This is a genomic window from Vibrio tubiashii, from assembly GCF_028551255.1.
GTDB lineage: Bacteria > Pseudomonadota > Gammaproteobacteria > Enterobacterales > Vibrionaceae > Vibrio > Vibrio tubiashii_B.
Map to the genome: position 1 here is coordinate 492,574 of NZ_CP117030.1, position 25,395 is coordinate 517,968.

Genomic DNA, 25,395 nt, shown 5'->3' on the forward strand with positions numbered 1-25,395 from the left:
ACCTTCTGTTACACTCAAATAATAAACTACATAAATAGGAGTAGGTGTACGCATGTCTTATCCGGTACTTATATGCGATGACTCCGCTTTGGCGAGAAAGCAAATGGCTCGCTCACTGCCTGCTTCGCTAAATGCTGATATTACCTTTGCTGTCCATGGATTGGATGCTTTAGAGCAGCTAGAACAAAATGAATTCAAGTTGATGTTCTTGGATTTAACCATGCCAGAGTTGGATGGTTTTGGTACGTTGGAAGAGATTGGTAACCGAGGTATTGATATACCAGTGGTGGTAGTCTCAGGCGATATTCAACCTAAAGCCAAAGAACGAGTGATGACGCTAGGCGCAAAGGCGTTCATCCAAAAACCTATCGATAAAGATATATTAAATCAGGTGCTCAAAGAGCTCGTTGAGCCGCCAACTCAACCACGAATTATCACACCTGTTTCTGTTGAACTGCCTATACTTCGTCGCCGCGACATTTATATGGAAGTGGCGAACGTGTCTATCGGTCAAGCGGCTGACGCGTTGGCAAGACACTTTGATGTGTTTGTCCATTTACCTCTACCAAATGTGAACATACTAGAAGTTAGTGAACTTCATATGGCTTTGCGAGATCTGGCGGAAAACGATCAAGTTTCAGGGGTGTGCCAAGGGTTTAGCGGAGAAGGTATAGCAGGTGAAGCGCTGGTACTTTTGAGCGACTCCAGTGTCAGCGACCTTAAGAAACTAATGAAAGTGCCGGCCGATAGTGAAGAGCTTGAAGAATTAGAGCTTTTAATGGATGTCTCTAACATCCTAGTCGGCTCCTTCCTGAATGGTTTAGGTAAGCAAGCTGAGGTACGTTTCTTCCAGAGTTCACCAGTTTTATTAGGTCAACATATCTCTATTGATTCGGTGATTTCCTCAACCACAGGTGTTTTCAAGAAAACTATGACGTTTGAAGTCAGTTACAACATTGATGGAACGTCGATACGTTGTGATTTACTGTTTATGTTTGTCGATGAGTCGTTACCACTTCTCGATAATAAACTTTCGTACCTAATGGAGGACTTCTAATGTTATCTCTTCCAGCTGAATTTGAGCAGTTCCACTGGATGGTGGATATGGTGCAGAATGTAGACTTAGGCTTAGTGGTTCTCGATACTGACCACAACGTCCAAGTTTGGAATGGATTTATGACTCATCACAGTGGCATTCAAGCACATGATGCGATCGGAAAGTCGCTGTTTGAGCTGTTTCCTGAAATCCCTCAGGAGTGGTTTAAGTTAAAAACCAAACCTGTTTATGATTTGGGCTGCCGTAGTTTCATTACTTGGCAGCAGCGTCCTTACTTGTTTAAGTGTCGTAATGTTCGTCCTGTGACTCAACAAGCCGACTTTATGTACCAGAACATCACGCTTAACCCGATGCGTACACCGACGGGGGAGATTCGTTCTCTGTTCCTCTCTATACAAGATGCGACCGCTGAGGCGCTTGTCTCCAAGAAGCAAAAATAGAAAGTAATAATCTGTAATCAACGCCAAGGAAATCCTTGGCGTTGTTGTTTATGCTCTAAATATCTTCCTATAATCCGTCGAATATATGAACTCAACACTTCCTCTTGAGCTTTACACAGGTCAACAAGTCAAGCACGGTGAACAGCAAGCCGCTAAACTCGCTGGCGTCGAAATGTATACGCTCATGCTTCGGGCTGGGCTGGCAACTTATCAAGTGATGAGAGATAAGTTTCCCCATGCAAAGCACATCTTGATCATGGCTGGAACGGGAAACAATGGCGGAGATGGCTTTGTCGTCGCCAAACTAGCCAAATCAGATGGATTAGATGTTTCTCTTCATCTATTCGGTGATGAGACCAAAATATCTGGCGATGCGGCTAAAGCCAAACAAGAGTGGATGGAGTGCGGTGGAAAGATTCAATCATTCGATTCGTTGGATTGGTCGAAAAACAGCGCGGATGTGTTGATTGATGGACTATTGGGCACTGGGCTTACGGGAGAAGTCAGGAAACTCCTTCAAGACCTAATCGCAAAGATCAACGACAGCCAAGTTCCGGTTGTTGCGATAGATACACCTTCCGGTTTGTGTACCGACACAGGCCAAATCTTGGGAAAAGCAATCGTTGCTAAACACACGGTAACGTTTATTGGCGTAAAACAGGGATTAACAACCGCACAAGCGAGAGCCTATACAGGTGAGCTTCACTACGCGGGCTTAGGCGTCGAGAGTGAGTTTAGGCAGTGCGTCGAAGTCAGTAGCCGATTTATCGATGCGGATCAATTTCGCTTAGCGATGCCACCCCGTATCGCGACTGCCCACAAAGGACACAATGGACGTTTGCTATGCCTAGGCGGCAATCAAGGTTATGCAGGAGCGATTCGTCTATGCGCAACCGCGGGAGCGCGAAGTGGGGCTGGCCTGATTCGTACATTATGTCACCCAAGTTCGGCGTTGCCACTGCAGGTTGCCTGCCCAGAAGTAATGACGTTAGGGTGGAGCGGTGAAGCTGATGCTCTGAAGGAAGGGGTAGATTTTGCTGATGTCATTGCTGTGGGACCAGGGCTTGGTACTGACAACTGGGCACAAGATATGTTCTTAGCAGCTAGCCGAGTAGAAAAACCAAAAGTTGTCGATGCGGATGGTCTCAATCTGTTGGCGCAGCAACCCAAGGTCGATGATTTACGAATTATCACACCCCACCCAGGTGAAGCAGCGCGTCTTCTGAAGTGCAGTGTCACAGACATCGAACAAGACTGCTTTCAAGCAGTAAGAAATTTGCATAAAAAATACGGTGGTATCATCGTCTTAAAAGGTGCAGGAACCTTAATCTTTGACGGTGCTGAAATCTCAATTTGTCAGGCCGGAAACGCAGGAATGGCAACTGGCGGTATGGGGGATGTGTTAACAGGGATTATCGCTGCCTTGGTTGCTCGGGGAATGTCATTGCCTAATGCAGCCAAGTTCGGCGTACTATTACACAGTGTTGCCGCCGACCAAATTGCCATGCACAAAGGACAAATCGGTATGCTCGCGAGCGATGTGATTGATGAGGCGCGAAGCGTGCTTAATCACTGGCTGGCTTGAATGATTTTTGAACTTTTCTTAATCAATTCTGTGACTTCGATTGTTATTTCACACTAATTCGTTACAATACGCGTTCGTTCCTGAGTTGTGCATCCGTATTTGCGCAGAAAAAGGAAAAGAACTCTCGTCTTTACTCCTTGAATTCTAAGTTAAAGACACGTTTTAAATTGCATGTGTTGCTTGGTGTGCAACACCACTGTAAAGGACAGTTAAATGCCTATTATTACTCTTCCTGACGGCAGTCAGCGTCAATTTGACAACCCTGTTTCTACTCTTGATGTCGCACAATCTATCGGTCCTGGTCTTGCTAAAGCAACCATCGCGGGTCGTGTAGATGGTAACCGTGTTGATGCTTGTGATCTTATCGAACAAGATGCAAGCCTAGAAATCATCACAGTTAAAGATGAAGTAGATGGTCTAGAAATCGTTCGCCACTCTTGTGCTCACCTACTTGGTCACGCGATCAAGCAGCTTTTCCCTGAAGCGAAAATGGCGATTGGTCCAACTATCGATAGTGGTTTCTACTACGATATCGACCTTGAGCACTCTCTAACGCAAGAAGATCTAGAAAAGATTGAAAAGCGTATGAAAGAGCTTGCTAAGACCAAATACCAAGTCATCAAGAAAAAGGTTAGCTGGCAGGAAGCTCGCGATGCATTTGAAGATCGCGGTGAAACATACAAGATGGAAATCCTAGACGAGAACGTTTCTCGTGATGATCGTCCAGGTCTTTACCATCATGAAGAATACATCGATATGTGTCGTGGTCCACACGTACCACATATGGGTTTCTGTCAGCACTTCACGCTACTGAACGTAGCAGGTGCTTACTGGCGTGGTAACAGTGACAACAAGATGCTACAACGTATCTACGGTACTGCTTTCCATGACAAAAAAGCGCTTAAAGCGCACCTTACTCGCTTAGAAGAAGCAGCGAAGCGTGACCACCGTAAAATCGGTAAACAGTTAGATCTGTTCCACATGCAGCAAGAAGCACCGGGTATGGTGTTCTGGCATCATAATGGTTGGTCTATCTTCCGTGACCTAGAAGTGTTCGTACGTCAAAAACTGACCGAGTACGATTACCAAGAAGTGAAAGGTCCGTTAATGATGGATCGCGTTCTTTGGGAGCGCTCTGGTCACTGGGATAAATACGCAGATGCGATGTTCACAACTTCTTCTGAGAACCGTGAATACGCGATTAAACCGATGAACTGTCCAGGTCACGTACAGATCTTTAACCAAGGTCTGAAATCTTACCGTGATCTACCGCTACGTATGGCAGAGTTTGGCTCTTGTCACCGTAACGAGCCATCGGGTGCACTACACGGCATTATGCGTGTACGTGGCTTCACACAGGACGATGCACACATCTTCTGTACTGAAAGCCAGATCCAAGACGAAGTAACGGGTTGTATCAAGATGGTTTACGATACATACCAAACATTCGGCTTCTCTAACATCGTGGTTAAGCTATCTACTCGCCCTGAAAAGCGTGTAGGTTCAGATGAGATCTGGGACCAATCTGAAGAAGCACTTAAGCTATCTCTAGAATCAATGGATATTCCATACGAGATTCAAGAAGGCGAAGGCGCGTTCTATGGTCCTAAGATTGAATTTACGCTTTACGATTGTCTAGATCGTGCATGGCAGTGTGGTACAGTTCAGCTAGACTTCAACCTACCGGGTCGTCTAGGTGCTACTTACGTGGATGAAAATAACGAGCGCCAAGTGCCAGTTATGATTCACCGTGCTATTCTAGGTTCACTAGAGCGTTTCATCGGTATTTTGATCGAAGAATACTACGGCTTCTTCCCAACTTGGTTATCGCCAGAGCAGGCTGTAATCATGAATATTACTGATAAGCAGTCAGATTATGTTCAGGAAGTGGCACAAAAACTACAAAAATGTGGAATTAGAGCTAAAGCGGACTTGAGAAATGAGAAGATAGGCTTTAAAATCCGCGAACATACTTTGAAGCGTGTACCGTATATGCTTGTTTGTGGCGACCAAGAAATGGAAGCTGGTGAAATTGCAGTACGTACTCGTAAAGGCAAAGATCTTGGCAAGTTTAAAGTGGATGACTTTATCTCATACATCCAAGACGAGATCTCAAGCCGTAAGCTCAATCTGGAGGAATAAACTATTAAAGGCGGAAGACGCGGCCAAGTACCGGCCAAACAAAATGCTCATCGTTTAAACGGTGAAATTCGTGGCGTTCGTGAAGTTCGTTTAACTGGCGCTGATGGTGAATCAGTTGGTGTTGTTTCTATCCAAGAAGCAGTAGCAGCAGCTGAAGAAGCAGGTATGGATCTGGTAGAAATCAGTCCAAACGCTGAGCCACCAGTATGTCGTGTAATGGACTACGGTAAATTCCTCTTTGAGAAGAGCAAATCTGCTAAAGAGCAGAAGAAAAAGCAAAAACAGGTCCAGATTAAGGAAGTAAAATTCCGTCCTGGAACTGATATTGGAGACTATCAGGTAAAACTACGCAACCTGACGCGTTTCCTTGAAGAAGGCAACAAAGTGAAGGTAACAATTCGCTTCCGTGGCCGAGAAATGGCACACCAAGAGATCGGTGTTGACGTTCTAAATCGTCTTAAGGAAGACACTGTTGATTTAGCAGTAGTGGAATCTTTCCCTAAGAAGATCGAAGGTCGTCAGATGATCATGGTTCTTGCCCCTAAAAAGAAGTAATTAACGGCTTTGCAAGTAAGAAAACTCAGCTGCCGTAAGGTGGCTGGGTTTTGTTCGCCCTAATTACTATTGTTTAAAACAACTCAACAATGCGGAGTTATTCATCATGCCTAAGATGAAAACCAACAAAGGTGCTGCTAAGCGTTTTAAGAAAACTGCTGGTGGTATTAAGTTTAAGCACGCTACTAAACGTCACATCCTGACTAAGCGTACTACTAAGAACAAGCGTCAGCTTCGTCCAAATGCAATCCTTCCTAAGTGTGAAGTGGCTGCAGTTGCTCGTATGCTACCATACGCATAATTCTTTTTAGTTTATTAATCGTTTAGTTTAGGAGAAGCATAATGCCTCGCGTAAAACGTGGTGTACAAGCTCGTGCACGTCATAAGAAAGTTCTAAAACAAGCTAAAGGTTACTACGGTGCACGTTCACGTGTTTACCGCGTAGCTTTCCAAGCAGTTACTAAAGCTGGTCAATACGCTTACCGTGACCGTCGCAACAAGAAACGTCAATTCCGTCAACTATGGATTGCACGTATCAACGCTGCATCTCGTCAGAATGGTCTATCTTACAGCCGTTTCATCAACGGTCTTAAGAAAGCATCTATCGAGATCGACCGTAAGATCCTTGCTGACATCGCGGTATTCGACAAAGCTGCATTCGCAGTTCTAGTTGAAAAAGCGAAAGCTGCTCTTTAATTAGAGTTAGTTTTTAGGATTAAGAAAAGGAGAGCTTCGGCTCTCCTTTTTGTATCTAGATTTTGCGCTTTGCGCATTTATCCACTCAAATTCGATTAACCAATCATTCATCGTCACTCCACCTATTGCAAACCTACTGAAATCACTTAATATTTTGCATTCAACCTATTATGCATCTATGACAATAGGCTATATGAACAGTGAGGGTAGTATGCGGGCAAAGGAAGCATTTGAAGCGGCGAGTAGTGCAGAGAAAGTCGCGAGCTCGTTGTATAAATGGATTGCAGGTAATCGCGGACTGAAACGAACGGTTGCTGTGGAACTGCAAGAAAACATCGAGCTTATTCGTTTGTATGTTGAGACGCGCTCGGGGTATGAAGATCTCATTCCACAAATTAAAGAATCAGCCTATCGAAACGCATTGCAGCAAGGGTTTAACTTTAACTCACTCAATCGCTCCAAAATAGATGCAGCCAGCACTAAAGGAATCAAACAGCTTGAGCGCTACCATGGGTGGGAGACTCAGCAAGTGATTGAAAGCATTTACGCCAAGATTTCAGCAATTAAAGCCGCCATCACTATCAAAGATAATGCCAAGCCATTACGATTAGGGGTTCGATTACACAACATCTTCAAGCTTCTTGTGATGCTCTCTAATCACATTGGTCAAAAGTAAAGCAGCCGAACGAGGGGATAGGAAATGGATATTCTGATTGAACAAGAAAAAGCGCTACATCAGTTTTCAGTTCGGAAAGACAAAGCTGAAAGAGAACGACTAATTCATCCGACATTTCGTGAAGTAGGGAAATCGGGTACTAGTTTTGATTTTGAGACGATCAGTGAAATGATGGAGGCTGAAGAACCTTCTCAAGTTATCATCCATTCACAGGATTATGAATGCATTCAACTCGAACCTTCCGTTCAGCTTCTTCTGTATAAATCAGCATTAATCTCTGCGGATGGCGAAATTAGTAGCTATGCCAAACGGTCATCGATTTGGGCATTCACCGGATGTAACTGGCAACTGAAATATCATCAAGGGACACCTTGCCCTGCATTTGAAATTGATTCTTAGGTTTATCTCTTAGCTCAATCGAGTGTAGGATGAATAGCGAGCTATTGGTCAAGGAGGACAAATGGAACTAAGACAAGTGCAGCTCTCAGATGCTCAATGGATTGCGGATATCTACAATCATTACATCGCCACGACGGCTATCTCATTCGAAGAAGAGTCAGTTTCTATAGAAGAGATGAAGGTGAGGATTGATGCCGTTCTCTCTGCAGAGCTACCTTGGATTGTGCTCGAAGAGGCGGGCCAACCCCTAGGGTATGCTTATGCGGCTAAGTGGAAACCTCGCAGTGCTTATCGCTATACGGTTGAACCATCTATTTATCTATCTAGTGATGCGAAAGGCAGAGGGGCGGGGCAAAAGCTCTATACTGCTCTGATTGCTCAATTACGTGAACTCGGCATTAAAAACGCGATAGGAACTATTGCGCTGCCAAACCCGTCTAGTGTGGCATTACATGAGAAGATGGGGTTTAGAAAAGTTGGTGAGTTTGCCAATATTGGATTCAAGTTTGAACAACATATCTCCGTAGGTTATTGGCAGTTAGAGCTTAACTAAGTTGTGCTAAGAAATCACGAGAGTCGTGACAAATAAAGGAAACGGTAGAAACCGACATGAAGCCAGAACAAATAGGCAAGGCATACGACCAAATTACTCACATTTGGCAAGGTGAACAGTTCAACTTAGAGAATGGTATTGAGCAACACAAGCGTGCCATTTCGTTTACGGAGAAACGCGGAAAAGCTCTAGATATTGGCTGTGGTTGTACCGGACGATTTATTGAATTGTTATCGAGCGAAGGGTTCACTCCGTCAGGTATGGACGTATCAAGTGAGATGCTGGCGCTAGCCAAAGAGAAACACCCACAGGTTGAGTTTATCAACGCCGATATTTGTCAGTACGAATTTGATGAAAAATACGACTTCATTACCGCTTGGGACAGTATTTGGCATATTCCTTTAGATCAACAGCGCCATGTTATGACCAAGATTGTCGATAGTCTCAATATCGGCGGTCTCTTCATCTTCTCATTTGGCGGTACAAGTGAAGAGGGCTTTCACACCAATAGCTTTATGGGGCCAGAAGTCTATTACTCGTCACTCGGAACCAATGGCTTTTTAAGTTTGTTTATTGAGCTAGGCTGTATGGTTCGACATCTCGAATTTGACCAATACCCAGAGCTTCATACTTATTTGATTGTCGAAAAGCTTTCTAAGAGTAAGCCATGATATTTAAAGAAACTTTGCCAACAAAGGTACCGATGGATTTATTGCTTGAGGCTGATCCCAGTGAGAAAAGCATTGCAACGTATCTTAGTGAGTCTTGGTGCTTTGTCGCTTTAAAGAACAAGAGAATGGTCGCTGCATGTGTAGTAAAGCCATTAAGCGGCGTACTTGCAGAAATCTTTAATGTTTCAGTGCTACCAGAATGTCAGCAGAAAGGTATCGGTTCGAAGCTACTTAGGTATGCGCTCGCTGAGCTAAGCAATAAAGGTGTCAAGCGAGTCGAGTTAGGGACGGGAACGTTTGGTTATCAACTGACTTATTATCAAAGGCTAGGTTTTAGAGTCGATAGCGTGGTTAAAGATCACTTTGTAGATAACTACGCTGAAGCTATTTTTGAGTCTGGCATTCAACATAAGGATATGTTGAGGTTATACATACAGTTATAAGAACAAACAATAAGAGGGAACACTATGTCAACGGAACTGAAAGCTTCATCCATCAAAGTTCAGGATTTTTTATCAAGTCGTGGCCATGATTTCGTGATTCAGCAAATGCCTGCCTCAACTCGCACTGCAGTAGAGGCGGCTGATGCGATTGGTTGTGGTGTCGCTCAAATCGCCAAATCGCTCATTTTTAAAAATGGTCAAACGGGCGAGGCAGTACTGATTGTTGCCTCAGGCACCAATATGGTTTGTGCAGACAAAATAAAGCAGCAAACGGGTATCTCACTTGAAAAAGCCAATGCAGCATTTGTGCGCGAGAAGGTTGGCTATGCGATTGGCGGCGTACCTCCCGTCGCTCACACCGCAAAAGTGCAAACTCTGCTCGATCAGGATTTGAAGCAATACGGTGAGATTTGGGCAGCAGCGGGAACGCCGAATACGGTGTTTAGATTAAAAGCCGCAGATCTTGACAGTTTAACAGGCGGCCAGTGGCTAGATGTAGCCAAGTAATCCAACCGCAATTTACGTTGAAGAATTAGCTATGGAACTAGAGATTTATCAAGTCGACTCTTTTACCTCTCAGCCTTTTACAGGGAACCCTGCTGGCGTTTGTATTACTCAAGAGCCGCTCGAAGAGTCGCTGATGTATTCGATTGCTGAAGAAATGGCGGTCTCAGAGACAGCGTTTCTCACATTGAGTAACATGCAACTGAGATGGTTTACGCCCAAAGTTGAGGTGGCACTATGCGGTCACGGTACCCTCGCTGTTGCCCATATTCTCGCGCAAAAGGGCGCACTCTCAGTAGGGGAGAGCGTCGCCTTTAATACACTGTCAGGGCAACTAACGGCCAAACTTAATCACAACAGTATTGAACTTGATTTTCCAATTGCGACATTGATTGGCAGTGAAGAAGCTGATAACTCCTTGCTGTTTGAAGCTTTAGGATTGAGTCCAAATCAAATTGAAGCCACAAGGCAGTTTGATGATAAAGTACTGGTACACGTACCCGATTTACAAATACTGGAGCAGTTGAAGCCGAACTTTGATGCCATGAAGCAACTGAAAGGTCGTGGAGTGATTGTCACTGCGTTGAGCAATAATGCAGAGGTTGATTTTGTGTCTCGTTATTTTGCGCCTTGGGTAGGCGTCAACGAAGACCCCGTCACAGGCTCTGCTCATTGCGCTTTAGCCGCTTACTGGCAACAGGCGTTAGGTAAAAATAGCTTTAATGCTTACCAAGCCTCTCCTCGGGGTGGGCATATTGGCTTAGAGATAGAAGGTCAGCGAGTGAAGTTAAGCGGTACCGCTTGCACTACCATTTCAGGCGTGCTGCATCTGTAACGCGATACAGCTTAACTCGTTTTTAGCTGGCAATATTCATGGTTAGGTTAAGGTCTAACGAAAGCTTCGACAGTTTATCTTTTAACACTCGGCGGGTTTTATCCAGTTCCGCCACTTCAACTTGTTGACCTTTTGAGTGAACGTCAAGATTAACCCTCAACTCGCGGCCGACCTTAGTGACGGCCGCCACTTTTAGTTGCTGAGACACTTGTTTATCTAATGCAGAGACTTCTTTGTCTACTGCGTTACAAATGGCTTCGTCAGGTTTCATCATCAGCAGCTCGCGCAGTGCGCCCATCAACATATCAAACGGCACCTTGATGAAGTAAAAAGACATAAGAATCATCATCATTGGGTCGGCATAAACGGCATACTTTGCAAATGGCGAAATGGACACTAACCAAGCGGTTACAAAGCCTAACGTGACAGCGACACTTAATAGGGTATCCATTTGCCACTGTTTGCTTTCTGCTTCAATAAGCCCAGAAGAAAAGCGTTTTGATTTGTTGGCGATATACCACCAAGCATAGCCACAACCTAATACGTTCACGACGCCAAACAGAGTCGCAATGCCCGCGTCAACCTCACGTCCGCCAGTAAACATAGCCGTCACTGCAGAGTAAAGAGAAACGCTGACAATCGCGAGGATGACACTGCCTTTTACAGCAATGACAACGGGCTCTAGCACTGCTTTACCAAATGGGAATTGACGCTTCGAAGGGCGCTCAATAAAGCGCGAGACAGCCAGCGACAATAAAGTTAACAGCAAACTGACCAGAGAATAAACGCCGTCAAAGACAATAACCAGTGAACCTACAAGCAAGCCGAGTACGAGACCTGCGCCAGCAAAGCCCGATGCGAGCAACGCCGAGAAGGTGAGTATTCGTTTTTCGTTTAAGCTTGTCCTAGCACACATAATGTTATCTCTTGTTTATCTACACTTACAGTGTTCTCAAAACCAGCGCATTTAACAAACATTATATGAGTTTTTGGTATGGTGTATTTTTAACCTCTCTTGGTTATTCTATATAATTCAATGAGATAGGTGTGAAATTTGCTGTCACTATTTTTGACGCTCACTGATGGTTTGTTTGTGTGTCAGGCTAAAAATCAAACAGATACTCGTTTAACTTGTCAGCCAACCAAGACATTCCGGGGTGCTCAGCCATGCCTGCTGCGGTAAACATGCAGTAGTCTTCCTGAGTTAAACCATAGGTATGCTTAATCACCGCAAGCTCTTGTTTACGTAACAGATTACGAATCAGAGGTTCTGGTAGAACGCCCCACGCTTCTTCTTCAAGAATCGTATTGAGCATATACTCAAAGCTTGAGAAGCCGATATAGCGTAAAGAAAACGGCTGAAGCTCTGGATTGTCTTTCTCATTGAGATAGACCATGACCGCCTGCATTGCGTTACGCAGTTCATCATCGGATACACGACGTAATTGCGCCAACGGATTGCTGGTTCGGCATACCGACATCAAGCGAATTTTTCCGAGCGGCTGGAAGGTGACGAGAGGATCATCGATGCGCTCATAATCGACGCCGAAAGCAAAATCAACCTGAGAAGTCGCGACGAGATTAGCAAGGTCACCACTAGAGGCGAGCACAATATTGAACGTTGTTGCTGGAAAGTGGTTATTGAGCCTATGAGAGAGGTCATGCCATAGATCATCGGGCAGTGAATCGTCACGGGCAATCCAAACTTCAGCGTTGAACTCTCCGGAAACTTGAGCGCAGGTTTGGCGAATACGCGACGCTGTCACCAGCAAATTCTGACTATCTTTATAAATCGCTTTACCTGCTTCGGAAAGTACTAAATTGTTACCGCTACGAACGAATAGCTCAACATCGAGATCTTTTTCCAATGCTTTGATTGCCATACTTAATTTAGTGCGGTTGCATTCAAGTTGGCGAGCGGCCTCCGAAACAGAGCCAGTATCTGCGACGGTGCAAAAAGCTTCGATCTGAGATAAGTTCATCTTTTGTACAATTTGATTAGCTTGAAATCGATATTATATTAATCCTAGGCAATTGTCTGTTTTCAGCATTGAAATGCTATGAATTTCATGCAGTTTTGATACTCTTGAGCGATGCCAAGTGAATGTAGTAACAGGGAGATCATGATGGCTAATAGTTGGGACGATGTCGCAGCAAACTGGGATGCGGAAAACGCAACCAATGATTACGCAGATAAGGCGTTTGAGTCGCTACAGAAAGTTGTCGATTTTAAAGGAATGCACATTCTGGACTTTGGCTGTGGTACCGGTTTGTTGAGTCAACGGATGTCGCCAGTCGCTAAAGACATTGTCGCGCTAGACAGCTCGGAAGCGATGATCGAACAGCTAGACATGAAAGAGCTTGCCAATGTCGAGCCAGTAGTCGATATCCTCAGTCGTGGACTTGTCGCAATGCACCCAGCATTTAGAGCACAGTTTGATTTGGTTGTTGCCTCGTCGGTATGCAGCTTTTTACCAAGCTACTCTGATACTGCAGATATTATCTTCAGTTTGCTCGATGAAGGCAGTTACTTTGTCCATTGGGATTGGTTGTCAGATAAAGACGAAGTTGGCGGTATGACCATCACGCATGCGCAGCAAGTATTATCCAGTGTCGGTTTCAGTGAAGTTGTTGTAACGACGCCATTCGATATTGAAACGCCAGATGGAACGCTAAAGGTACTGATGGCCGTGGCTAAAAAGTAATAGCCTAAAAGTGATAGCTTAAAGAGATTGAAGAAGCCCGACGATGACGTCGGGCTTTTTGTTTAGACAACAGGATGACCTTGGAACTTCTCGACTTCATCCAAAACCCAAGGGTTAGCGATAGCGCCTTTGTTTTTTATCTCTTCACCATGTAAGACTTGTTTTACCGCAAGCTCGACCAGTTTGCCTGATTTCGTTTTTGGTATTTCAGTCAATGTATAGATTTCTGAAGGTACATGACGCGGAGAACACTGTGCCCGCAGCGTTTGCTTAATCGTGCTTTCGAGCTCCTTACTAAGCGTCTGTTGTGGGTTCAGTTGGACAAAAAGCACGATCTTTTCATCTCCTTCGACGCGCCGTCCTACTGCGATAGAGTCTTGAATTTCAGAAAGTTGATTCACCTTCTGATAAATCTCAGCGGTACCAATTCTCACCCCGCCTGGGTTGAGTGTGGTGTCGCTTCGCCCATAGAAAATCATGCCATTTCGCGCGGTCATTTCAACATCGTCACCATGGTGCCAAGTGTTTTCATATTTGTCCCAGTAGGCGCTGTGATAGCGTTCACCGTCATCGTGCCAAAAGCCTAGAGGTTGATTAGGAAAACTGTTGCGACAAACCAGTTCACCTCGCTCTGCAATCACTTCTTTTCCTGAGTCATTGAACACGGCAACATCCATGCCTAGCCCAGCACCCTGACACTCTCCACGATAAACTGGCGAAATAGGGTTGCCTAACACGAAGCAGCCACAGATATCCGTTCCTCCGGAGATGGAAGCCAAATGAAGATCCACTTTGATGTTGGCATACACATAGTCAAACTGTTCGGGGTACAAGACAGAGCCTGTGGAACACAAGGTTCGTAGGGAGTCCAACGAATAGTGACTACTTGGATTAAACTGGGACTTTTCAAGCGCTTCCAAATATTTAGCTGACGTGCCAAATAAGGTCGCTTGCGCATCTTCGCACAGTTGCCACAAAGCATTTGGGTTTGGGTACATAGGGCTGCCGTCATAAATGACCAAACTGGCACCACTAGCCAATGCTGACACATGCCAGTTCCACATCATCCAGCCACAGGTTGTGTAATAGAAAACGCGATCTTTAGGTTGAACATCACAGTGAAGTTGATGTTCTTTGAGGTGGTTTAGAATTGTTCCGCCAACTGAGTGAACAATACATTTTGGTTTGCCCGTTGTGCCTGAAGAGTAGAGAACAAACAGCGGATCATTGAAACTGATCCTTTGATAGCGCATTCCCCGTGGCAGGAAACTGGCTAAAATGGCTTCCCAGTCTGAGAACGAATCGCTAAGACCTTGGTTGCTTGGTTGTTGCTGCAAGTAGTCAATCTGACAAGTATTCACTAAGCTCGGCATAGCATCGACAATTTGCCGATTTTTCTCTTCCATATGAAAAGTTTTGCCGTTGAAGTCGTAACCATTGCAGCAAAACAGTACCTTTGGCTGAACTTGACCAAAGCGCTCAATAACACTTTCTGCACCGAAGTCAGGGGAGGTTGACGTCCATATCGCACCTAGGCTTGTCGTCGCTAACATGGCGATAACGGTTTCTGGCATGTGCGGCAAGTACCCAGCAACGACATCCCCTTTTTCGACGCCATTGTGTTTTAACCATTGCTGAAGAATAGACACCTGATCACACAACTCTTGCCAAGAGAGTTTTCGGCAATCTCCCCGCTCATTTTTAAACCAGATAGCGATGTCGTCAGGTGCTTGAAACGCGTAGGCAAGGAGGTTTTCTGCATAATTGAGTTGCGATTGAGGGAACCAAATGGTGTCTCGACTAGGGCTAAATGTTCCCCATTTGGCTAATCCTTCACCTAAGATACAGTCGCCTTTGTAACCAATAACATCACAAAATTGCCAGACTTCTAACCAGAAATCTTTTTTGCACTCAACTGACCAGCGATGTAAGTCAGAGTAGTTTTCTATCGCATCTCCCTGAATATTAATGTGTTTTATGAATTGATCTAGATTTGATGATTCTATACGCTCGCGACTAGGCGCCCAGATCGGGGAAGGGAAGCGCTGCTCTGAGTTAGACATGACATCCTCGTCTTTTTGTTCTCCGTTATCCAGATAAGCTTTGATTAAAATATAGGCAAAGTCAAACAAGTGGGGTGACTTCAGCTCCATGAAAAATAAGCAAAAAGCTGTCAAATGTAAAAATTATGTTACAGGAAAGGGTGGCGATAGAGTTGGCTCGGAAAATTGTCACCGTCTTAGCATGGCGATAGGCTTAATGTAACGGATTTGTTAACGGAGCTAGGTATGGCACAGTATCATTCTAAACCTGTGAATGAGCACGGGATTGTGGAGTGGAGCCGGGAAGAGAATGAGGTTTGGCGCGATTTGGTTGAGCGTCAACTTCACTTGGTAAAGCAAAGAGCGTGTAAAGAGTATTTGGCAGGACTCGAACTGCTTGATTTGCCAATTGATAGAGCTCCGCAGATTGTTGATATCAATCGAGTATTAAAGGAATCGACGGGTTGGCAGGTGGAGCCTGTCCCAGCACTGATCAACTTTGACCGATTTTTTGCGCTGCTTGCAGATAAGAAATTTCCGGTGGCGACATTTCTGCGAACTCGTGAAGAGTTTGATTACCTTCAAGAGCCGGACTTTTTCCACGAAATCTTTGGTCATTGCGCTATGTTGACCAACCCCGAATTTGCCCAGTTTACTCAGACGTATGGCCTTCTCGGCCGCAATGCGAGTGACAAAGAGCGAGTCTATTTGGCGCGTTTATACTGGTTCACGGTCGAATTTGGACTGGTTAAAGAAGGCGAGCAAACTAAGATCTATGGTGGTGGTATCTTGTCTTCACCAGGTGAAACGCTATACGCATTAGATGATCCTAAGGCACAGCGAGTAGAGTTTGATATCCACACCGTATTTAGAACGCCTTACCGGATAGATATTATGCAACCAGAATATTTTGTTCTGGATAACATTCAGCAATTATACAAACTAAGTAAATTGGATTTAATGTTCCATGTTAAGCAAGCCATGCAGGCTGGATTATTACCCCCATTATTTGAACCAAAGGAAGTGACACATGCTTGATGAATTACGTTGTGAGTCTTGTACCAGTAGCGCAGTGGCGTTAGGCGCAGAAGAGAGAAGGTTACTCCTTACAGAGCTAGAAGACTGGCAGATGCTAGAGCGCGATGGTATTCCTCAACTGGAAAAAGTCTATAAGTTTAAGAACTATAAACTTGCATGGGCGTTTGCTAACAAAGTGTCCGAGCTTGCTGAAGAAGAGTTTCATCACCCATCGATACTTCTTGAGTGGGGGAAAGTCACGGTAACTTGGTGGAGTCACTCCATTAAAGGGCTGCATCAAAATGATTTTATCTGTGCCGCTAAGTGCGACCGCTTAGACTAGCCCAACAAAACCTAGAAACAACAAAGCCTGAGGAGTGAATTCTCAGGCTTCGTATTTTGGGGCTACCCAAATTTAAAATGAAGGAAGGTAGCGCTGCTCGCGAATGACATCGCCGTTCTCATCAATAATTTCGAATGTAAACGTGCGGCCGTTATCCAATAGGTTCGCCGCCATAAACGTACCTTTTGCTCCCGTTGTAAAGTAATGTGTTCCATTGCCCTTAACTTTTACTTTTACGTCGCTTACCGGCACGCCATTTTCAGTTACGGTGACAACAGCTTGGTTCTCAATAGTCTTGATTCGGATTGATTGATCCTCTGCTGGCATAGCAAATGCGACTGTTGAAGTTAGGGCGGTAAGTGCGATTGCTTTTAGTACTGTTTTCATCATGAATTCCTCTCAACTCTTGGCTGTAGTTAATTTTGTAAACTGCGTCTTGTGCGCTTGAGAGAAATAATATGTGTGAATTGAATCACAAAAAATAATATAAATTTGTTATTCATATTCGAAATTTTCGAACAAGGCTAAGCGGTCGCTTTGGTCTGGTTATCAAGGACTTTCTCTATGCCACACACGGTAAGAGGCTTAGACTTTAAGTATCCTTGGATTAAGTTACAACGATGCTGGGTTAAGAAAGCGAGTTGCTCTGGGGTTTCTACGCCTTCGGCGACAACTTCAAGATCGATGGTATGCGCCATATTGATGATCGCCTGACAAAGGCTATCGGCATTATGCTGACCAAGCGCAATGCGGCTGACGAAGCTGCGATCGACTTTGACCACGTCAACAGGGTAATCGTTGAGCACCGAGAGTGAAGAGTAGCCTGTGCCGAAGTCATCCAAGTAAAGGGTTACACCGAGATCTTTGATACGCTGAAGTTGGCTAGCGTTGCACTCGTCCGCTAGAAGCATAGATTCTGTTATCTCTATACCGATGAGATGGGCTGGAAAAGAGTGACTTTCAAGTAAATGCGCTAACGTATGGTAGATATGCTCCGACTCAAACTGCTTCGCAGACACATTAATATTAAACCGAGGTACATTGTTGCCTTGCCGCGTGATCCATAATCGCTCAAGAATCTTGCAGCACTCTTTCGCTACCCAATCACCAATTGGGATAATCTGCCCTGTCTCTTCTGCCACCGGGATAAAGTCTTGGGGAGAGATAAACCCTAGCTTAGGGTGATTCCATCTAAGTAGAGACTCAAATCCGACAACCGTATCACTGCTTGTTTCATAGATAGGTTGATAGACCAAAGACAACTGCTTGAATGCGAGTGCACCCGTCAGCTCTTGCTCTAAAGTAAAGCGTTTCTTAGCCTGATTAAACATCTGGTCATGGAAGAAGACAACCTTCTCATTGGAAGAGCCTTTAGCCTTATACATCGCAGTATCTGCCTCACGCAGAATGCCGGCTATGGTCTGTTTAGGGTCAGTGACCACTGAAATACCAATGCTCGCGCCTATGTGACAAGACTGACCATCAATAGTGTAGGGCAGACTTAGCACCTTAGCGTAACGATGACATATGTGAGTCAGTGCGCCACGTGAGGTTAATCGAGGTAAGCAGATGATGAACTCGTCACCGCCAAAGCGAAAACTCATATCGTCGTCGCGGCAATGGCGAGTTAATCGAGATGCCACTTCCTTGAGTAATTTGTCGCCATGGAGGTGACCCATAGAGTCGTTGATGACCTTAAATCGATCTAAGTCGATAAAGAGTATCGAGAAACCATCAGATGACCCTTTTTGTAAATACCTAAGCTGTTTATCGATTTCTAGATTGAGTGCAGTTCGATTGTTTAACCCAGTTAGGTTATCTTTGACCGCTTGAATAGCAAGAGATCGGGTTTTCTCTTCGATCAGTTGATCAGAGACTTTCAATCGGGTGGCATAGAAGTTTGCGGCTATTGAAACAGAACCCGTTAAAAGGAAAATTAACAGTACTGAAGCTGTACTATACAAAGCAGTACTGCCACTGCTATCCATCTTTGAGATCGAAATGGTCCACTCCTGATTGAATAGCGGCACACGTACAGTTTGGTCAAGGGAAACGAGCCGTGCGGTTAGACCATCTTCTGTAAGCTTGGTGTTGATATGAGACTCAAAGGCAAGTTCATGGTTTGGTTGAACATAGACTTCAATCTCGGTTGTGGCTGAGTTCACTTCTCGTTGCCATATCTCACCAAGTAGTTCATGGAAAACAACCTTAGCGACAATAAACCCTTCAAGCTTTCCACCGGTAGAGAACTTAGGTAAGACCAAGTTTGCAGCAAGTTGACCTTCTTCTACAAAATCGGCAACACCGACACGATTAGAGGTTATAGCACGAGACATCGCGCTAACCAGTTGAGTGTCACTCTCTAATCGAAAGCCAAGGTCATCACTCCCTTCAAACGAGGAGGATAAGTAGTAAACAGGAGCAGTTTGGTTACTGAGAAACCATGTTTTGTCTTCATTGGTTGATAACGGTGGAGTGAGCTCGAAACCTAGAAAGCCGTTTTGCTGGGCAGTTTGTTTAAACTCATCAATTTGGTCGATGGATACAGTAGGTGCCCAAATCACAGATTGAACACTGGGTAGCAGTGAAGATTGCTCGGAAAAGTAAGCTTCAAACTGTTTAGGTGTCGGCTTATTGCCATTAGACAAGAATGCTCTTGTTGAATAGAGCAACCTTTCAATCGAGTTAAGTGATTGTTGAAGGGTCTGTACCTGATTGTTTAACTGCCCAGTAAGTTGGCTATTGAGCTTTTGTGTTTCGTAATGATGAACGATTAAGTAGCTGCCTCCAGCGAGACTTAGACCGATAATCCAGATCAGAAGAAAATGTTTAAGTGACAGAGCAAGTTTCAAGGCAGAGTCAGAGGTAATCCGTTACACATACCTAAATGGTAACTGCAATTAACATTAATGCAAATGATAATTGATAACAAACAAGATCAACAGTACAAGTAATTGTTACATTTGGTTTAATTGGTCTGCTTATATAAATTGGGTTGATTATAATTTTTCACTCTAAATAAAGGATTGCATCAAAGTGTGATGTGGATCTATTCTGTTTCTCAAGGTGATGGGGTTCCACCTACTTAACCGCCAATTCTGGCTGATGACTCCTACAGATACGAAAACAGGTGATGCTGTTGTGAATAAACCACTCGCTAAGGGGTCGGTTTGACGTTCTGTAGAGAAGTTATACCTTCACACCTCACTTGTTTTCCTAACGACTAGGAAAACGCCATGCAATACTCTTCTGAAATTCAATCTATGTGCCCAATTCAACGTGGGGACTTACATCCATCTGCACCCATTCCAGTGGAAGGGTTAATGGTGCGGCCAAAAGATATTATCGCCATTTCTGGTTTAAGCCACGGTGTTGGCGCTTGTGCTCCCCAGCAAGGGGCCGCTAAACTCACTTTGAATGTTAAGCAAGGCATCATCGAAGAAGCGCTGATTGAGACTATAGGCTGCTCTGGAATGACTCACTCTGCGTCTATGGCGGCTGAAATACTGACCGGAAAAACCATCCTAGAGGCGCTAAATACCGATCTGGTCTGTGACGCGATTAATGTCGCGATGCGTGAACTATTCCTCCAATTTGTTTATGGGCGTACTCAGTCTGCATTTTCTGAAGGCGGGTTAGAAATTGGCGCTGCGTTGGAAGATCTCGGTAAAGCGCAGAGAAGTCAGGTTGGGACAAGTTACTCAACCATGGCGAAAGGAGTGAGATACATGGAACTTGCTGAAGGCTATGTAACCAAGCTTGCGCTCGATGAGAATGATGAAGTCATCGGATATCAGTACCTTAATCTTGGAAAAATGATGGCAAACATTGAGAGTGGAGTGGAGGCTGAAAGCGCAATGCTCGACGCGAGTGGAACGTATGGACGTTTCGATGAAGCTGTCAAAACGATCAATCCGCGTAACGCTTAATCAGAGGGCTTAATCATGAATACTTCGACAACTCAATTACTTAATCACATGAACTTTTCTACTCTGGAAGAGGCGCATAATTACTGTCTGACTTTCGGAATTGACCCTAAGCAAGTAGTGCTTGAAACTCAGCCGATTGCATTTGATAACGCTTGTGATGCGTATACCTTAGGGACTGCACTGGCGCTGTTTCGTCACTCAGAAAATGCGGAGCAGGCAGCGCTAGCCATTGGTGAAGGGCTGCAAGCGTTTACCAAAGAGGGTAGCGTTGCCCAGCAAAGACAAGTAGGTCTTGGGCACGGCGCTTTGGCTGCTCGACTGCTCAATGAGCAAACGCAGTGCTTTGCATTTCTCGCCGGCCATGAGTCTTTTGCTGCAGCGGAAGGCGCGATTAAGATTGCTCTCAATGCTAATAAGTCGAGAAGCACACCTCTTAAAGTGATCTTGAATGGGCTCGGTAAGGATGCGGCCTACTTAATCGCCAGAATCAACGGATTTACCTATGTAAGAACCGAGTTCGACTACCAAACAGGGGAGCTGGTGGAGGTTGAGAGAAGACGTTTCTCTCAGGGTGCGCGGGGTGAGATTCTTTGTTATGGCGCTGATGATGTCAGAGAGGGCGTTGCGATCATGCACCGTGAATCGGTAGACGTCAGTATCACGGGCAATTCGACTAACCCTACACGATTTCAGCATCCAGTCGCCGGTATCTACAAATCTGAGTGTCATGCTCAGGGCAAAGCGTATTTTTCGGTTGCCTCTGGTGGCGGTACTGGACGAACGCTACACCCAGATAATGTTGCGGCAGGACCAGCAAGTTACGGAATGACGGATACTATGGGGAGAATGCACGCAGATGCCCAGTTTGCAGGAAGCTCTTCAGTACCAGCCCATGTGGCAATGATGGGGTTCATCGGTATGGGGAACAATCCTATGGTAGGCGCATCCGTGGCACTCGCAGTGGCGGTGGAACAGCAACTTCATCACTAAGGTAAAACCAGGATTAATTCTGAGGCTTTGGTTTGGCGTTTTCCAGAGCCTCAATTTCTTTTCTATAGCGCCCTTCAAGTATGGTCAGTTTACTGGTCAAGGATTCAATATCTTTCTTTATTGCTTGATTAACCTGTGAGTACTGCCAGCCGCTAATAACATTAGATTGACTACCTGATTGTTTGCAATGTTTACTGATCGATAACCAACGCTTTTCCATCGCGTTCGCTTGATTGACTAATGGGTCAAGTAACCGTTTCTCTTCATTTATCCTGCTTATCACAACAGCGGAAGCCTCCGCTTGGGTTTGCATATGCCGATGAAAGGTGTGATTGTCGCTTTGCCACAGCCCTTGCAGTTCATCGGCGGTGAACTCCTGATATAAGAAAGGCTGGGCTTGGTGTATCTGGAGAAACTGATTGAATCGAGTCGCGTGAAAGTTATATTTCTGATCCAACTCTTGCTGAAGTTTGAGGGCACGATTCCAAGATTCCGCGTCGCAGTGCGCACTATTTACCCCATAAGGTAAAGTGATCAGCAATGCTGCCGCTATAGTTGTATTAATACTGTGCCATTTCATTATGATGGTTATGGTGTTTGCAACCTCATAAGTATAGGAAAAGAATCAAGGCGATATGAAAAAGGTCATTATGCTTCTCCTGCTGCTCGTCGGTATAGGCTGTGCTGCGGGTGGTTACTACATCTTCTATTACAAACCTCAGCAAGACGCGTTAGCGATGGAAGGGGTAGAGGAAGAAGAGCCAATGACACCAATTCTTCTGGTTGAGGAGGAAGAAGAAGTCGAGCCACCGCCGCCGATTACCGACTACTATGTTAGCCCTCCCAAACTGGGTGTGCGCGAAGCGCCAGATTACTCCGCGTTTGTGGAAAATGTGGTCTATCGTGGTGACAAGCTGCATATCTTAGAAAAACGCGATGGCTGGGGAAGAATATCGCCTTACTATGTGTATGAAGAAGGTGGGCCTGAAGTTGCAGAATGGGTACCAATGGAAGCACTTTTGGAAGTGGCTCCAACCATTACCAAGCAAGAGAGAGTAGAAACCGTAACTACTTATATTGAAGATTCTGATGATTTTAAACAGCATTTCGAAATGTTCATTAAGACAACAGATAACCTGCTAAAAGAAGGGACGTGTGTACCGGAGGATTTTGAAGAAACTCAAGGTTGGATACGTTCGGTGACGTTTGAAGATATTGATGCCTACTTTGTGTACTGCGGTGGCTTGAAGCAAGCCAATAAGATCTATTTGGATGTTCAAACGGGTAAGATTTTCTATCGTTAAAACCCACCAAATTTGAAATGTTAGCTTTTAGATTATTTTAGTTGTCTGTTGCCAAGGTTAGATCTACTATCACGCTGTTGACTACTATCAGGTTCATCAATGCTTCAACGAATCGTTTCATATATCTGGCTTTTTACACTTGCGATGGCATTGCCAACGCAGGCGTTTGCCTATGTATTGCAAGCTGAAAATGAAGCATCTGCACGCCTTAACTATCGCGCGAACGCTTTACTGCCCCTCTCAAATAGTGACTTCCAAGCTCTATTTGATGAAGTAAAGCAAGAGCCTCAATCAGAACCTGTTACCAAAGCCGATTTTTCGCAAGATTGGCTAGCCATCATCAATGCTAATCGCTGGCTGAATGTCACTCGCTACCTTGATGATGGAGAGTCCTCTTCAAACATTGATTTACCAAGCTTTGAACCTGCGGCGATAGCGCTATTTAGGTTGTATAAACTTCCTAAAATAGAATCAGGTTTAGGCGTTACATCACGCTACAATTCCCCTTACCGCATTTCTGGTTGGAAAGAGACCAACGCGCTTTACGTGGCGCTCAACGGTCAGTATTCCGTTATTTCATAACTTACATACCGAAGCTATAGCCTTCACCGTTTATTCCTAGGCACAGATCTATCTGTACCCAGCTAAGTTAAGAAATATTATGAAAAAAAATCCTATAAAGCAGGCGAAATCCGCACGCCTGATGAACCACTATTCTGCATGGAAATATGTGGTTCTTATCGCAACAGTGGTAATGCTGACCCTTAGCGCCATTCCAACTTGGTATGGTGAGAAACCTTCCATTCAGGTGACAACGTCACATGTTGACTCAAACAACATTGTCAATAATGTGACTGAACTCAACCGCTATCTCGATCAACGCGACATCCAAGTGAACGAAATCGAGCAGGTTGGTAACAAAACAACGCTCGTGTTTGAAAACGAAACGGAGCAAACTCAAGCACGTCAGGCGCTAGATAAGCTATTAGGGAAAGAAGACTCGATTACCTTTTCTTATGTCTCCATCGCGCCTAAGTGGCTAGGTGATATGGGCTTTAGTCCTATCAAGCTAGGTTTGGACTTACGTGGTGGTGTTCAGTTTTTACTCATTGTTGATATTGACAAGGCATTTGAAGACCAACGCAACAGCTTAGTTGATGAAGTGAGAGACTTCTTGCGTCAGGAAAGACTGCGCGGCATACAAATTTCTGCGGTTGGTTCTGAAGCCTTTGATGTTAAGACTGACACTGACAATGCGCTGGCTCAAGTGAATACTTTCCTTAAGCAGAACTACCCGAACTGGGATGTGAAGCGCCATTCGGATTATCTTGCGGTTAAGCCAACGCCAGAGAGTAAATCTGAGTTCCAGTCGGTCACAATCAAGCAAAACTTAAAGATCATGCGTGATCGCATTGAAGAGTTGGGCATTACAGAAGCACTAGTTCAACGTCAAGGCGAACACAGCATTCGTATTGAGTTACCCGGTGTGCAAGACCCTTCATTGGCGAAGAACGTTATAGGCGCAACGGCGACTTTAGCGTTCCATGAATCACGTACTCCTTCAGAGGGTAAAGCTTACGGCGACGTTGTTTTGAAAGACAATGACGGTCGTGATGTGACTCTAGCAAAACGTCCAGTTCTGACTGGTGAGCACATTATTAATGCGCGTGCTGGCATTGATAAAATGGGATTCTCTGAGGTAAACATCTCCCTTGATCATGCTGGTGGCAAAATCATGAGTGATTTCTCAGGGGGTCATATCGGCAAACCAATGGCAACTGTGTATCGCGAATATACGACTAACGCTAAGGGTGAAACTGAACGTAGCGAGCGAGTCATCAGTGTTGCAACCATTCAATCTCAACTAGGCAGTCAGTTCCGCATCACAGGTGCAGGCTCAATGGAAGACGCACAGAACCTTGCGCTGTTGCTTCGCGCTGGCTCGTTGACCGCACCAGTGACGATTGTTGAAGAGCGCACTATTGGCGCTTCATTGGGTGCTGAAAACATTCAAAATGGCTTTGCCGCTCTTGCGCTTGGTTTAGCGATGACATTGACCTTTATGGCGCTTTGGTATCGCCGATTAGGCTGGGTCGCTAACGTTGCATTAATGGTTAACATGGTGAGCTTACTTGGTTTGATTGCACTTCTACCTGGTGCCGTTCTGACTCTACCTGGTATCGCTGGTTTAGTTTTAACGGTCGGTATGGCGGTAGACACCAACGTACTGATATTCGAGCGTATCAAGGACAAACTCGCTGAAGGGCGTACATTCGCTCAGTCGATTGACCTTGGGTTTGATAGTGCTTTGAGCACGATTCTTGACGCCAACATTACAACCATGATCACTGCGGTCGTTCTTTACTCGATTGGTAATGGTCCAATTCAAGGCTTTGCCTTAACTCTAGGTTTGGGTCTATTGACCAGTATGTTCAGTGGTGTGTTCGCATCACGCGCAATCATCAATTTGGTATGGGGACGCGATGTACGTCGCGATGTGAGGGTATAA

Annotated in this window: 28 protein-coding genes and 1 riboswitch; of the genes, 22 read left to right on the top strand and 6 right to left on the bottom strand. The window is 44.9% G+C overall.

The features are described from left to right. Positions 1–52 precede the first annotated feature (52 nt). The 14 genes from LYZ37_RS17535 (at position 53) to LYZ37_RS17600 (ending at position 10,556) form a co-directional block, all read left to right on the top strand. A complete protein-coding gene (locus LYZ37_RS17535; RefSeq protein WP_272788130.1) occupies positions 53–1,057 on the top strand; it encodes a response regulator in 1,005 nt (334 codons plus the stop codon). Beyond that, a complete protein-coding gene (locus LYZ37_RS17540) occupies positions 1,057–1,497 on the top strand; it encodes a PAS domain-containing protein (protein WP_272788131.1) in 441 nt (146 codons plus the stop codon). The genes LYZ37_RS17535 and LYZ37_RS17540 overlap by 1 nt, the downstream gene beginning before the upstream one ends. An 85-nt stretch (positions 1,498–1,582) precedes the next feature. Then, a complete protein-coding gene (locus LYZ37_RS17545) occupies positions 1,583–3,082 on the top strand; it encodes an NAD(P)H-hydrate dehydratase (RefSeq protein ID WP_272788132.1) in 1,500 nt (499 codons plus the stop codon). A 213-nt stretch (positions 3,083–3,295) separates the two neighbouring features. Continuing rightward, entirely contained in the window at positions 3,296–5,224 is a 1,929-nt protein-coding gene (gene thrS, locus LYZ37_RS17550) for a threonine--tRNA ligase (protein ID WP_272788133.1), read from the top strand. A 3-nt stretch (positions 5,225–5,227) separates the two neighbouring features. Then, positions 5,228–5,779, top strand: coding sequence for a translation initiation factor IF-3 (infC, locus tag LYZ37_RS17555; protein WP_071881323.1), 552 nt, complete (start codon positions 5,228–5,230; stop codon positions 5,777–5,779). A gap of 106 nt (positions 5,780–5,885) precedes the next feature. Beyond that, entirely contained in the window at positions 5,886–6,080 is a 195-nt protein-coding gene (rpmI, locus tag LYZ37_RS17560) for a 50S ribosomal protein L35 (RefSeq protein ID WP_004411425.1), read from the top strand. 41 nt (positions 6,081–6,121) lie between these two features. After that, a complete protein-coding gene (gene rplT / locus LYZ37_RS17565) occupies positions 6,122–6,475 on the top strand; it encodes a 50S ribosomal protein L20 (protein ID WP_004401084.1) in 354 nt (117 codons plus the stop codon). A 211-nt stretch (positions 6,476–6,686) separates the two neighbouring features. After that, on the top strand, positions 6,687–7,151 hold the full coding sequence (locus LYZ37_RS17570; protein WP_272788134.1) for a hypothetical protein: 465 nt from the start codon (positions 6,687–6,689) through the stop codon (positions 7,149–7,151). A gap of 24 nt (positions 7,152–7,175) precedes the next feature. Then, the gene (locus LYZ37_RS17575; protein ID WP_272788135.1) at positions 7,176–7,550 is read left to right on the top strand and encodes a nuclear transport factor 2 family protein; all 375 of its coding nucleotides are present in this window, start codon (positions 7,176–7,178) and stop codon (positions 7,548–7,550) included. Between the two features lie 61 nt (positions 7,551–7,611). Beyond that, complete coding sequence (locus LYZ37_RS17580) at positions 7,612–8,103, top strand: GNAT family N-acetyltransferase (RefSeq protein WP_272788136.1); 492 nt, start codon at positions 7,612–7,614, stop codon at positions 8,101–8,103. Positions 8,104–8,159: 56 nt separating this feature from the next. Further along, complete coding sequence (locus tag LYZ37_RS17585) at positions 8,160–8,774, top strand: class I SAM-dependent methyltransferase (protein WP_272788137.1); 615 nt, start codon at positions 8,160–8,162, stop codon at positions 8,772–8,774. Continuing rightward, positions 8,771–9,217, top strand: coding sequence for a GNAT family N-acetyltransferase (locus tag LYZ37_RS17590; protein WP_272788138.1), 447 nt, complete (start codon positions 8,771–8,773; stop codon positions 9,215–9,217). Before LYZ37_RS17585 ends, LYZ37_RS17590 begins: the two co-directional genes overlap by 4 nt. A gap of 24 nt (positions 9,218–9,241) precedes the next feature. Then, positions 9,242–9,724 (top strand): YbaK/EbsC family protein, encoded by a 483-nt coding sequence (locus LYZ37_RS17595; RefSeq protein WP_272788139.1) that lies wholly within the window; start codon positions 9,242–9,244, stop codon positions 9,722–9,724. A 31-nt stretch (positions 9,725–9,755) separates the two neighbouring features. Next, a complete protein-coding gene (locus LYZ37_RS17600; protein ID WP_272788140.1) occupies positions 9,756–10,556 on the top strand; it encodes a PhzF family phenazine biosynthesis protein in 801 nt (266 codons plus the stop codon). Between the two features lie 22 nt (positions 10,557–10,578). On the opposite strand, the gene LYZ37_RS17605 is transcribed toward LYZ37_RS17600, so the two are convergent. Both LYZ37_RS17605 and LYZ37_RS17610 read right to left on the bottom strand, forming a co-directional pair. After that, the gene (locus LYZ37_RS17605; protein WP_272788141.1) at positions 10,579–11,472 is read right to left on the bottom strand and encodes a cation diffusion facilitator family transporter; all 894 of its coding nucleotides are present in this window, start codon (positions 11,470–11,472) and stop codon (positions 10,579–10,581) included. Between the two features lie 187 nt (positions 11,473–11,659). Beyond that, entirely contained in the window at positions 11,660–12,538 is an 879-nt protein-coding gene (locus LYZ37_RS17610) for a LysR family transcriptional regulator (RefSeq protein WP_272788142.1), read from the bottom strand. 144 nt (positions 12,539–12,682) lie between these two features. Here LYZ37_RS17610 and LYZ37_RS17615 point away from each other — a divergent pair, with 144 nt between their 5' ends. Next, positions 12,683–13,261, top strand: coding sequence for a class I SAM-dependent DNA methyltransferase (locus LYZ37_RS17615; protein WP_272788143.1), 579 nt, complete (start codon positions 12,683–12,685; stop codon positions 13,259–13,261). Between the two features lie 62 nt (positions 13,262–13,323). Here LYZ37_RS17615 and LYZ37_RS17620 read toward each other — a convergent pair whose 3' ends face one another. Further along, positions 13,324–15,324, bottom strand: a complete 2,001-nt coding sequence (locus tag LYZ37_RS17620) for an acetoacetate--CoA ligase (RefSeq protein ID WP_272788144.1) — start codon at positions 15,322–15,324, stop codon at positions 13,324–13,326. A gap of 225 nt (positions 15,325–15,549) precedes the next feature. Between LYZ37_RS17620 and phhA the strand changes: the two genes are divergently transcribed. Both phhA and LYZ37_RS17630 read left to right on the top strand, forming a co-directional pair. Then, a complete protein-coding gene (gene phhA, locus LYZ37_RS17625) occupies positions 15,550–16,341 on the top strand; it encodes a phenylalanine 4-monooxygenase (RefSeq protein ID WP_272788145.1) in 792 nt (263 codons plus the stop codon). Further along, positions 16,334–16,663: a 4a-hydroxytetrahydrobiopterin dehydratase gene (locus LYZ37_RS17630; protein WP_272788146.1), complete on the top strand. Its 330-nt coding sequence runs from the start codon at positions 16,334–16,336 to the stop codon at positions 16,661–16,663. Before phhA ends, LYZ37_RS17630 begins: the two co-directional genes overlap by 8 nt. Positions 16,664–16,735: 72 nt before the next feature. Here the strand turns inward: LYZ37_RS17630 and LYZ37_RS17635 are convergent, their stop codons facing one another. Both LYZ37_RS17635 and LYZ37_RS17640 read right to left on the bottom strand, forming a co-directional pair. Further along, the gene (locus LYZ37_RS17635; protein ID WP_272788147.1) at positions 16,736–17,050 is read right to left on the bottom strand and encodes a hypothetical protein; all 315 of its coding nucleotides are present in this window, start codon (positions 17,048–17,050) and stop codon (positions 16,736–16,738) included. Positions 17,051–17,187: 137 nt separating this feature from the next. Beyond that, entirely contained in the window at positions 17,188–19,515 is a 2,328-nt protein-coding gene (locus LYZ37_RS17640; RefSeq protein WP_272788148.1) for a bifunctional diguanylate cyclase/phosphodiesterase, read from the bottom strand. Between the two features lie 204 nt (positions 19,516–19,719). Next, positions 19,720–19,785: riboswitch (Fluoride riboswitch) on the top strand. Positions 19,786–19,899: 114 nt separating this feature from the next. Here LYZ37_RS17640 and LYZ37_RS17645 point away from each other — a divergent pair. Both LYZ37_RS17645 and LYZ37_RS17650 read left to right on the top strand, forming a co-directional pair. Next, positions 19,900–20,592 carry an iron-sulfur cluster assembly scaffold protein gene (locus tag LYZ37_RS17645; RefSeq protein ID WP_272788149.1) on the top strand — a complete coding sequence of 231 codons (693 nt, stop codon included), beginning with the start codon at positions 19,900–19,902 and terminating at the stop codon, positions 20,590–20,592. Positions 20,593–20,607: 15 nt separating this feature from the next. Continuing rightward, positions 20,608–21,582 (top strand): GGGtGRT protein, encoded by a 975-nt coding sequence (locus tag LYZ37_RS17650; RefSeq protein ID WP_272788150.1) that lies wholly within the window; start codon positions 20,608–20,610, stop codon positions 21,580–21,582. 13 nt (positions 21,583–21,595) lie between these two features. Here LYZ37_RS17650 and LYZ37_RS17655 read toward each other — a convergent pair whose 3' ends face one another. Beyond that, entirely contained in the window at positions 21,596–22,162 is a 567-nt protein-coding gene (locus LYZ37_RS17655; protein ID WP_272788151.1) for a hypothetical protein, read from the bottom strand. Between the two features lie 55 nt (positions 22,163–22,217). On the opposite strand from LYZ37_RS17655, the gene LYZ37_RS17660 reads away from it, so the two are divergent. The 3 genes from LYZ37_RS17660 (at position 22,218) to secD (ending at position 25,395) form a co-directional block, all read left to right on the top strand. Further along, complete coding sequence (locus tag LYZ37_RS17660) at positions 22,218–22,886, top strand: hypothetical protein (protein ID WP_171320779.1); 669 nt, start codon at positions 22,218–22,220, stop codon at positions 22,884–22,886. A 99-nt stretch (positions 22,887–22,985) separates the two neighbouring features. Beyond that, a complete protein-coding gene (locus LYZ37_RS17665; protein WP_171320780.1) occupies positions 22,986–23,468 on the top strand; it encodes a hypothetical protein in 483 nt (160 codons plus the stop codon). A 79-nt stretch (positions 23,469–23,547) separates the two neighbouring features. Further along, a complete protein-coding gene (secD, locus tag LYZ37_RS17670; protein ID WP_272788152.1) occupies positions 23,548–25,395 on the top strand; it encodes a protein translocase subunit SecD in 1,848 nt (615 codons plus the stop codon).

Bases quoted from the DNA above. Each gene is read 5' to 3' on its own strand.
- LYZ37_RS17535 (WP_272788130.1), top strand. From the start codon at position 53: ATGTCTTATCCGGTACTTATATGCGATGACTCCGCTTTGGCGAGAAAG.
- LYZ37_RS17540 (WP_272788131.1), top strand. From the start codon at position 1,057: ATGTTATCTCTTCCAGCTGAATTTGAGCAGTTCCACTGGATGGTGGAT.
- LYZ37_RS17545 (WP_272788132.1), top strand. From the start codon at position 1,583: ATGAACTCAACACTTCCTCTTGAGCTTTACACAGGTCAACAAGTCAAG.
- thrS (WP_272788133.1), top strand. From the start codon at position 3,296: ATGCCTATTATTACTCTTCCTGACGGCAGTCAGCGTCAATTTGACAAC.
- rpmI (WP_004411425.1), top strand. From the start codon at position 5,886: ATGCCTAAGATGAAAACCAACAAAGGTGCTGCTAAGCGTTTTAAGAAA.
- rplT (WP_004401084.1), top strand. From the start codon at position 6,122: ATGCCTCGCGTAAAACGTGGTGTACAAGCTCGTGCACGTCATAAGAAA.
- LYZ37_RS17570 (WP_272788134.1), top strand. From the start codon at position 6,687: ATGCGGGCAAAGGAAGCATTTGAAGCGGCGAGTAGTGCAGAGAAAGTC.
- LYZ37_RS17575 (WP_272788135.1), top strand. From the start codon at position 7,176: ATGGATATTCTGATTGAACAAGAAAAAGCGCTACATCAGTTTTCAGTT.
- LYZ37_RS17580 (WP_272788136.1), top strand. From the start codon at position 7,612: ATGGAACTAAGACAAGTGCAGCTCTCAGATGCTCAATGGATTGCGGAT.
- LYZ37_RS17585 (WP_272788137.1), top strand. From the start codon at position 8,160: ATGAAGCCAGAACAAATAGGCAAGGCATACGACCAAATTACTCACATT.
- LYZ37_RS17590 (WP_272788138.1), top strand. From the start codon at position 8,771: ATGATATTTAAAGAAACTTTGCCAACAAAGGTACCGATGGATTTATTG.
- LYZ37_RS17595 (WP_272788139.1), top strand. From the start codon at position 9,242: ATGTCAACGGAACTGAAAGCTTCATCCATCAAAGTTCAGGATTTTTTA.
- LYZ37_RS17600 (WP_272788140.1), top strand. From the start codon at position 9,756: ATGGAACTAGAGATTTATCAAGTCGACTCTTTTACCTCTCAGCCTTTT.
- LYZ37_RS17605 (WP_272788141.1), bottom strand. From the start codon at position 11,472: ATGTGTGCTAGGACAAGCTTAAACGAAAAACGAATACTCACCTTCTCG.
- LYZ37_RS17610 (WP_272788142.1), bottom strand. From the start codon at position 12,538: ATGAACTTATCTCAGATCGAAGCTTTTTGCACCGTCGCAGATACTGGC.
- LYZ37_RS17615 (WP_272788143.1), top strand. From the start codon at position 12,683: ATGGCTAATAGTTGGGACGATGTCGCAGCAAACTGGGATGCGGAAAAC.
- LYZ37_RS17620 (WP_272788144.1), bottom strand. From the start codon at position 15,324: ATGTCTAACTCAGAGCAGCGCTTCCCTTCCCCGATCTGGGCGCCTAGT.
- phhA (WP_272788145.1), top strand. From the start codon at position 15,550: ATGGCACAGTATCATTCTAAACCTGTGAATGAGCACGGGATTGTGGAG.
- LYZ37_RS17630 (WP_272788146.1), top strand. From the start codon at position 16,334: ATGCTTGATGAATTACGTTGTGAGTCTTGTACCAGTAGCGCAGTGGCG.
- LYZ37_RS17635 (WP_272788147.1), bottom strand. From the start codon at position 17,050: ATGAAAACAGTACTAAAAGCAATCGCACTTACCGCCCTAACTTCAACA.
- LYZ37_RS17645 (WP_272788149.1), top strand. From the start codon at position 19,900: ATGCAATACTCTTCTGAAATTCAATCTATGTGCCCAATTCAACGTGGG.
- LYZ37_RS17650 (WP_272788150.1), top strand. From the start codon at position 20,608: ATGAATACTTCGACAACTCAATTACTTAATCACATGAACTTTTCTACT.
- LYZ37_RS17655 (WP_272788151.1), bottom strand. From the start codon at position 22,162: ATGAAATGGCACAGTATTAATACAACTATAGCGGCAGCATTGCTGATC.
- LYZ37_RS17660 (WP_171320779.1), top strand. From the start codon at position 22,218: ATGAAAAAGGTCATTATGCTTCTCCTGCTGCTCGTCGGTATAGGCTGT.
- LYZ37_RS17665 (WP_171320780.1), top strand. From the start codon at position 22,986: ATGCTTCAACGAATCGTTTCATATATCTGGCTTTTTACACTTGCGATG.
- secD (WP_272788152.1), top strand. From the start codon at position 23,548: ATGAAAAAAAATCCTATAAAGCAGGCGAAATCCGCACGCCTGATGAAC.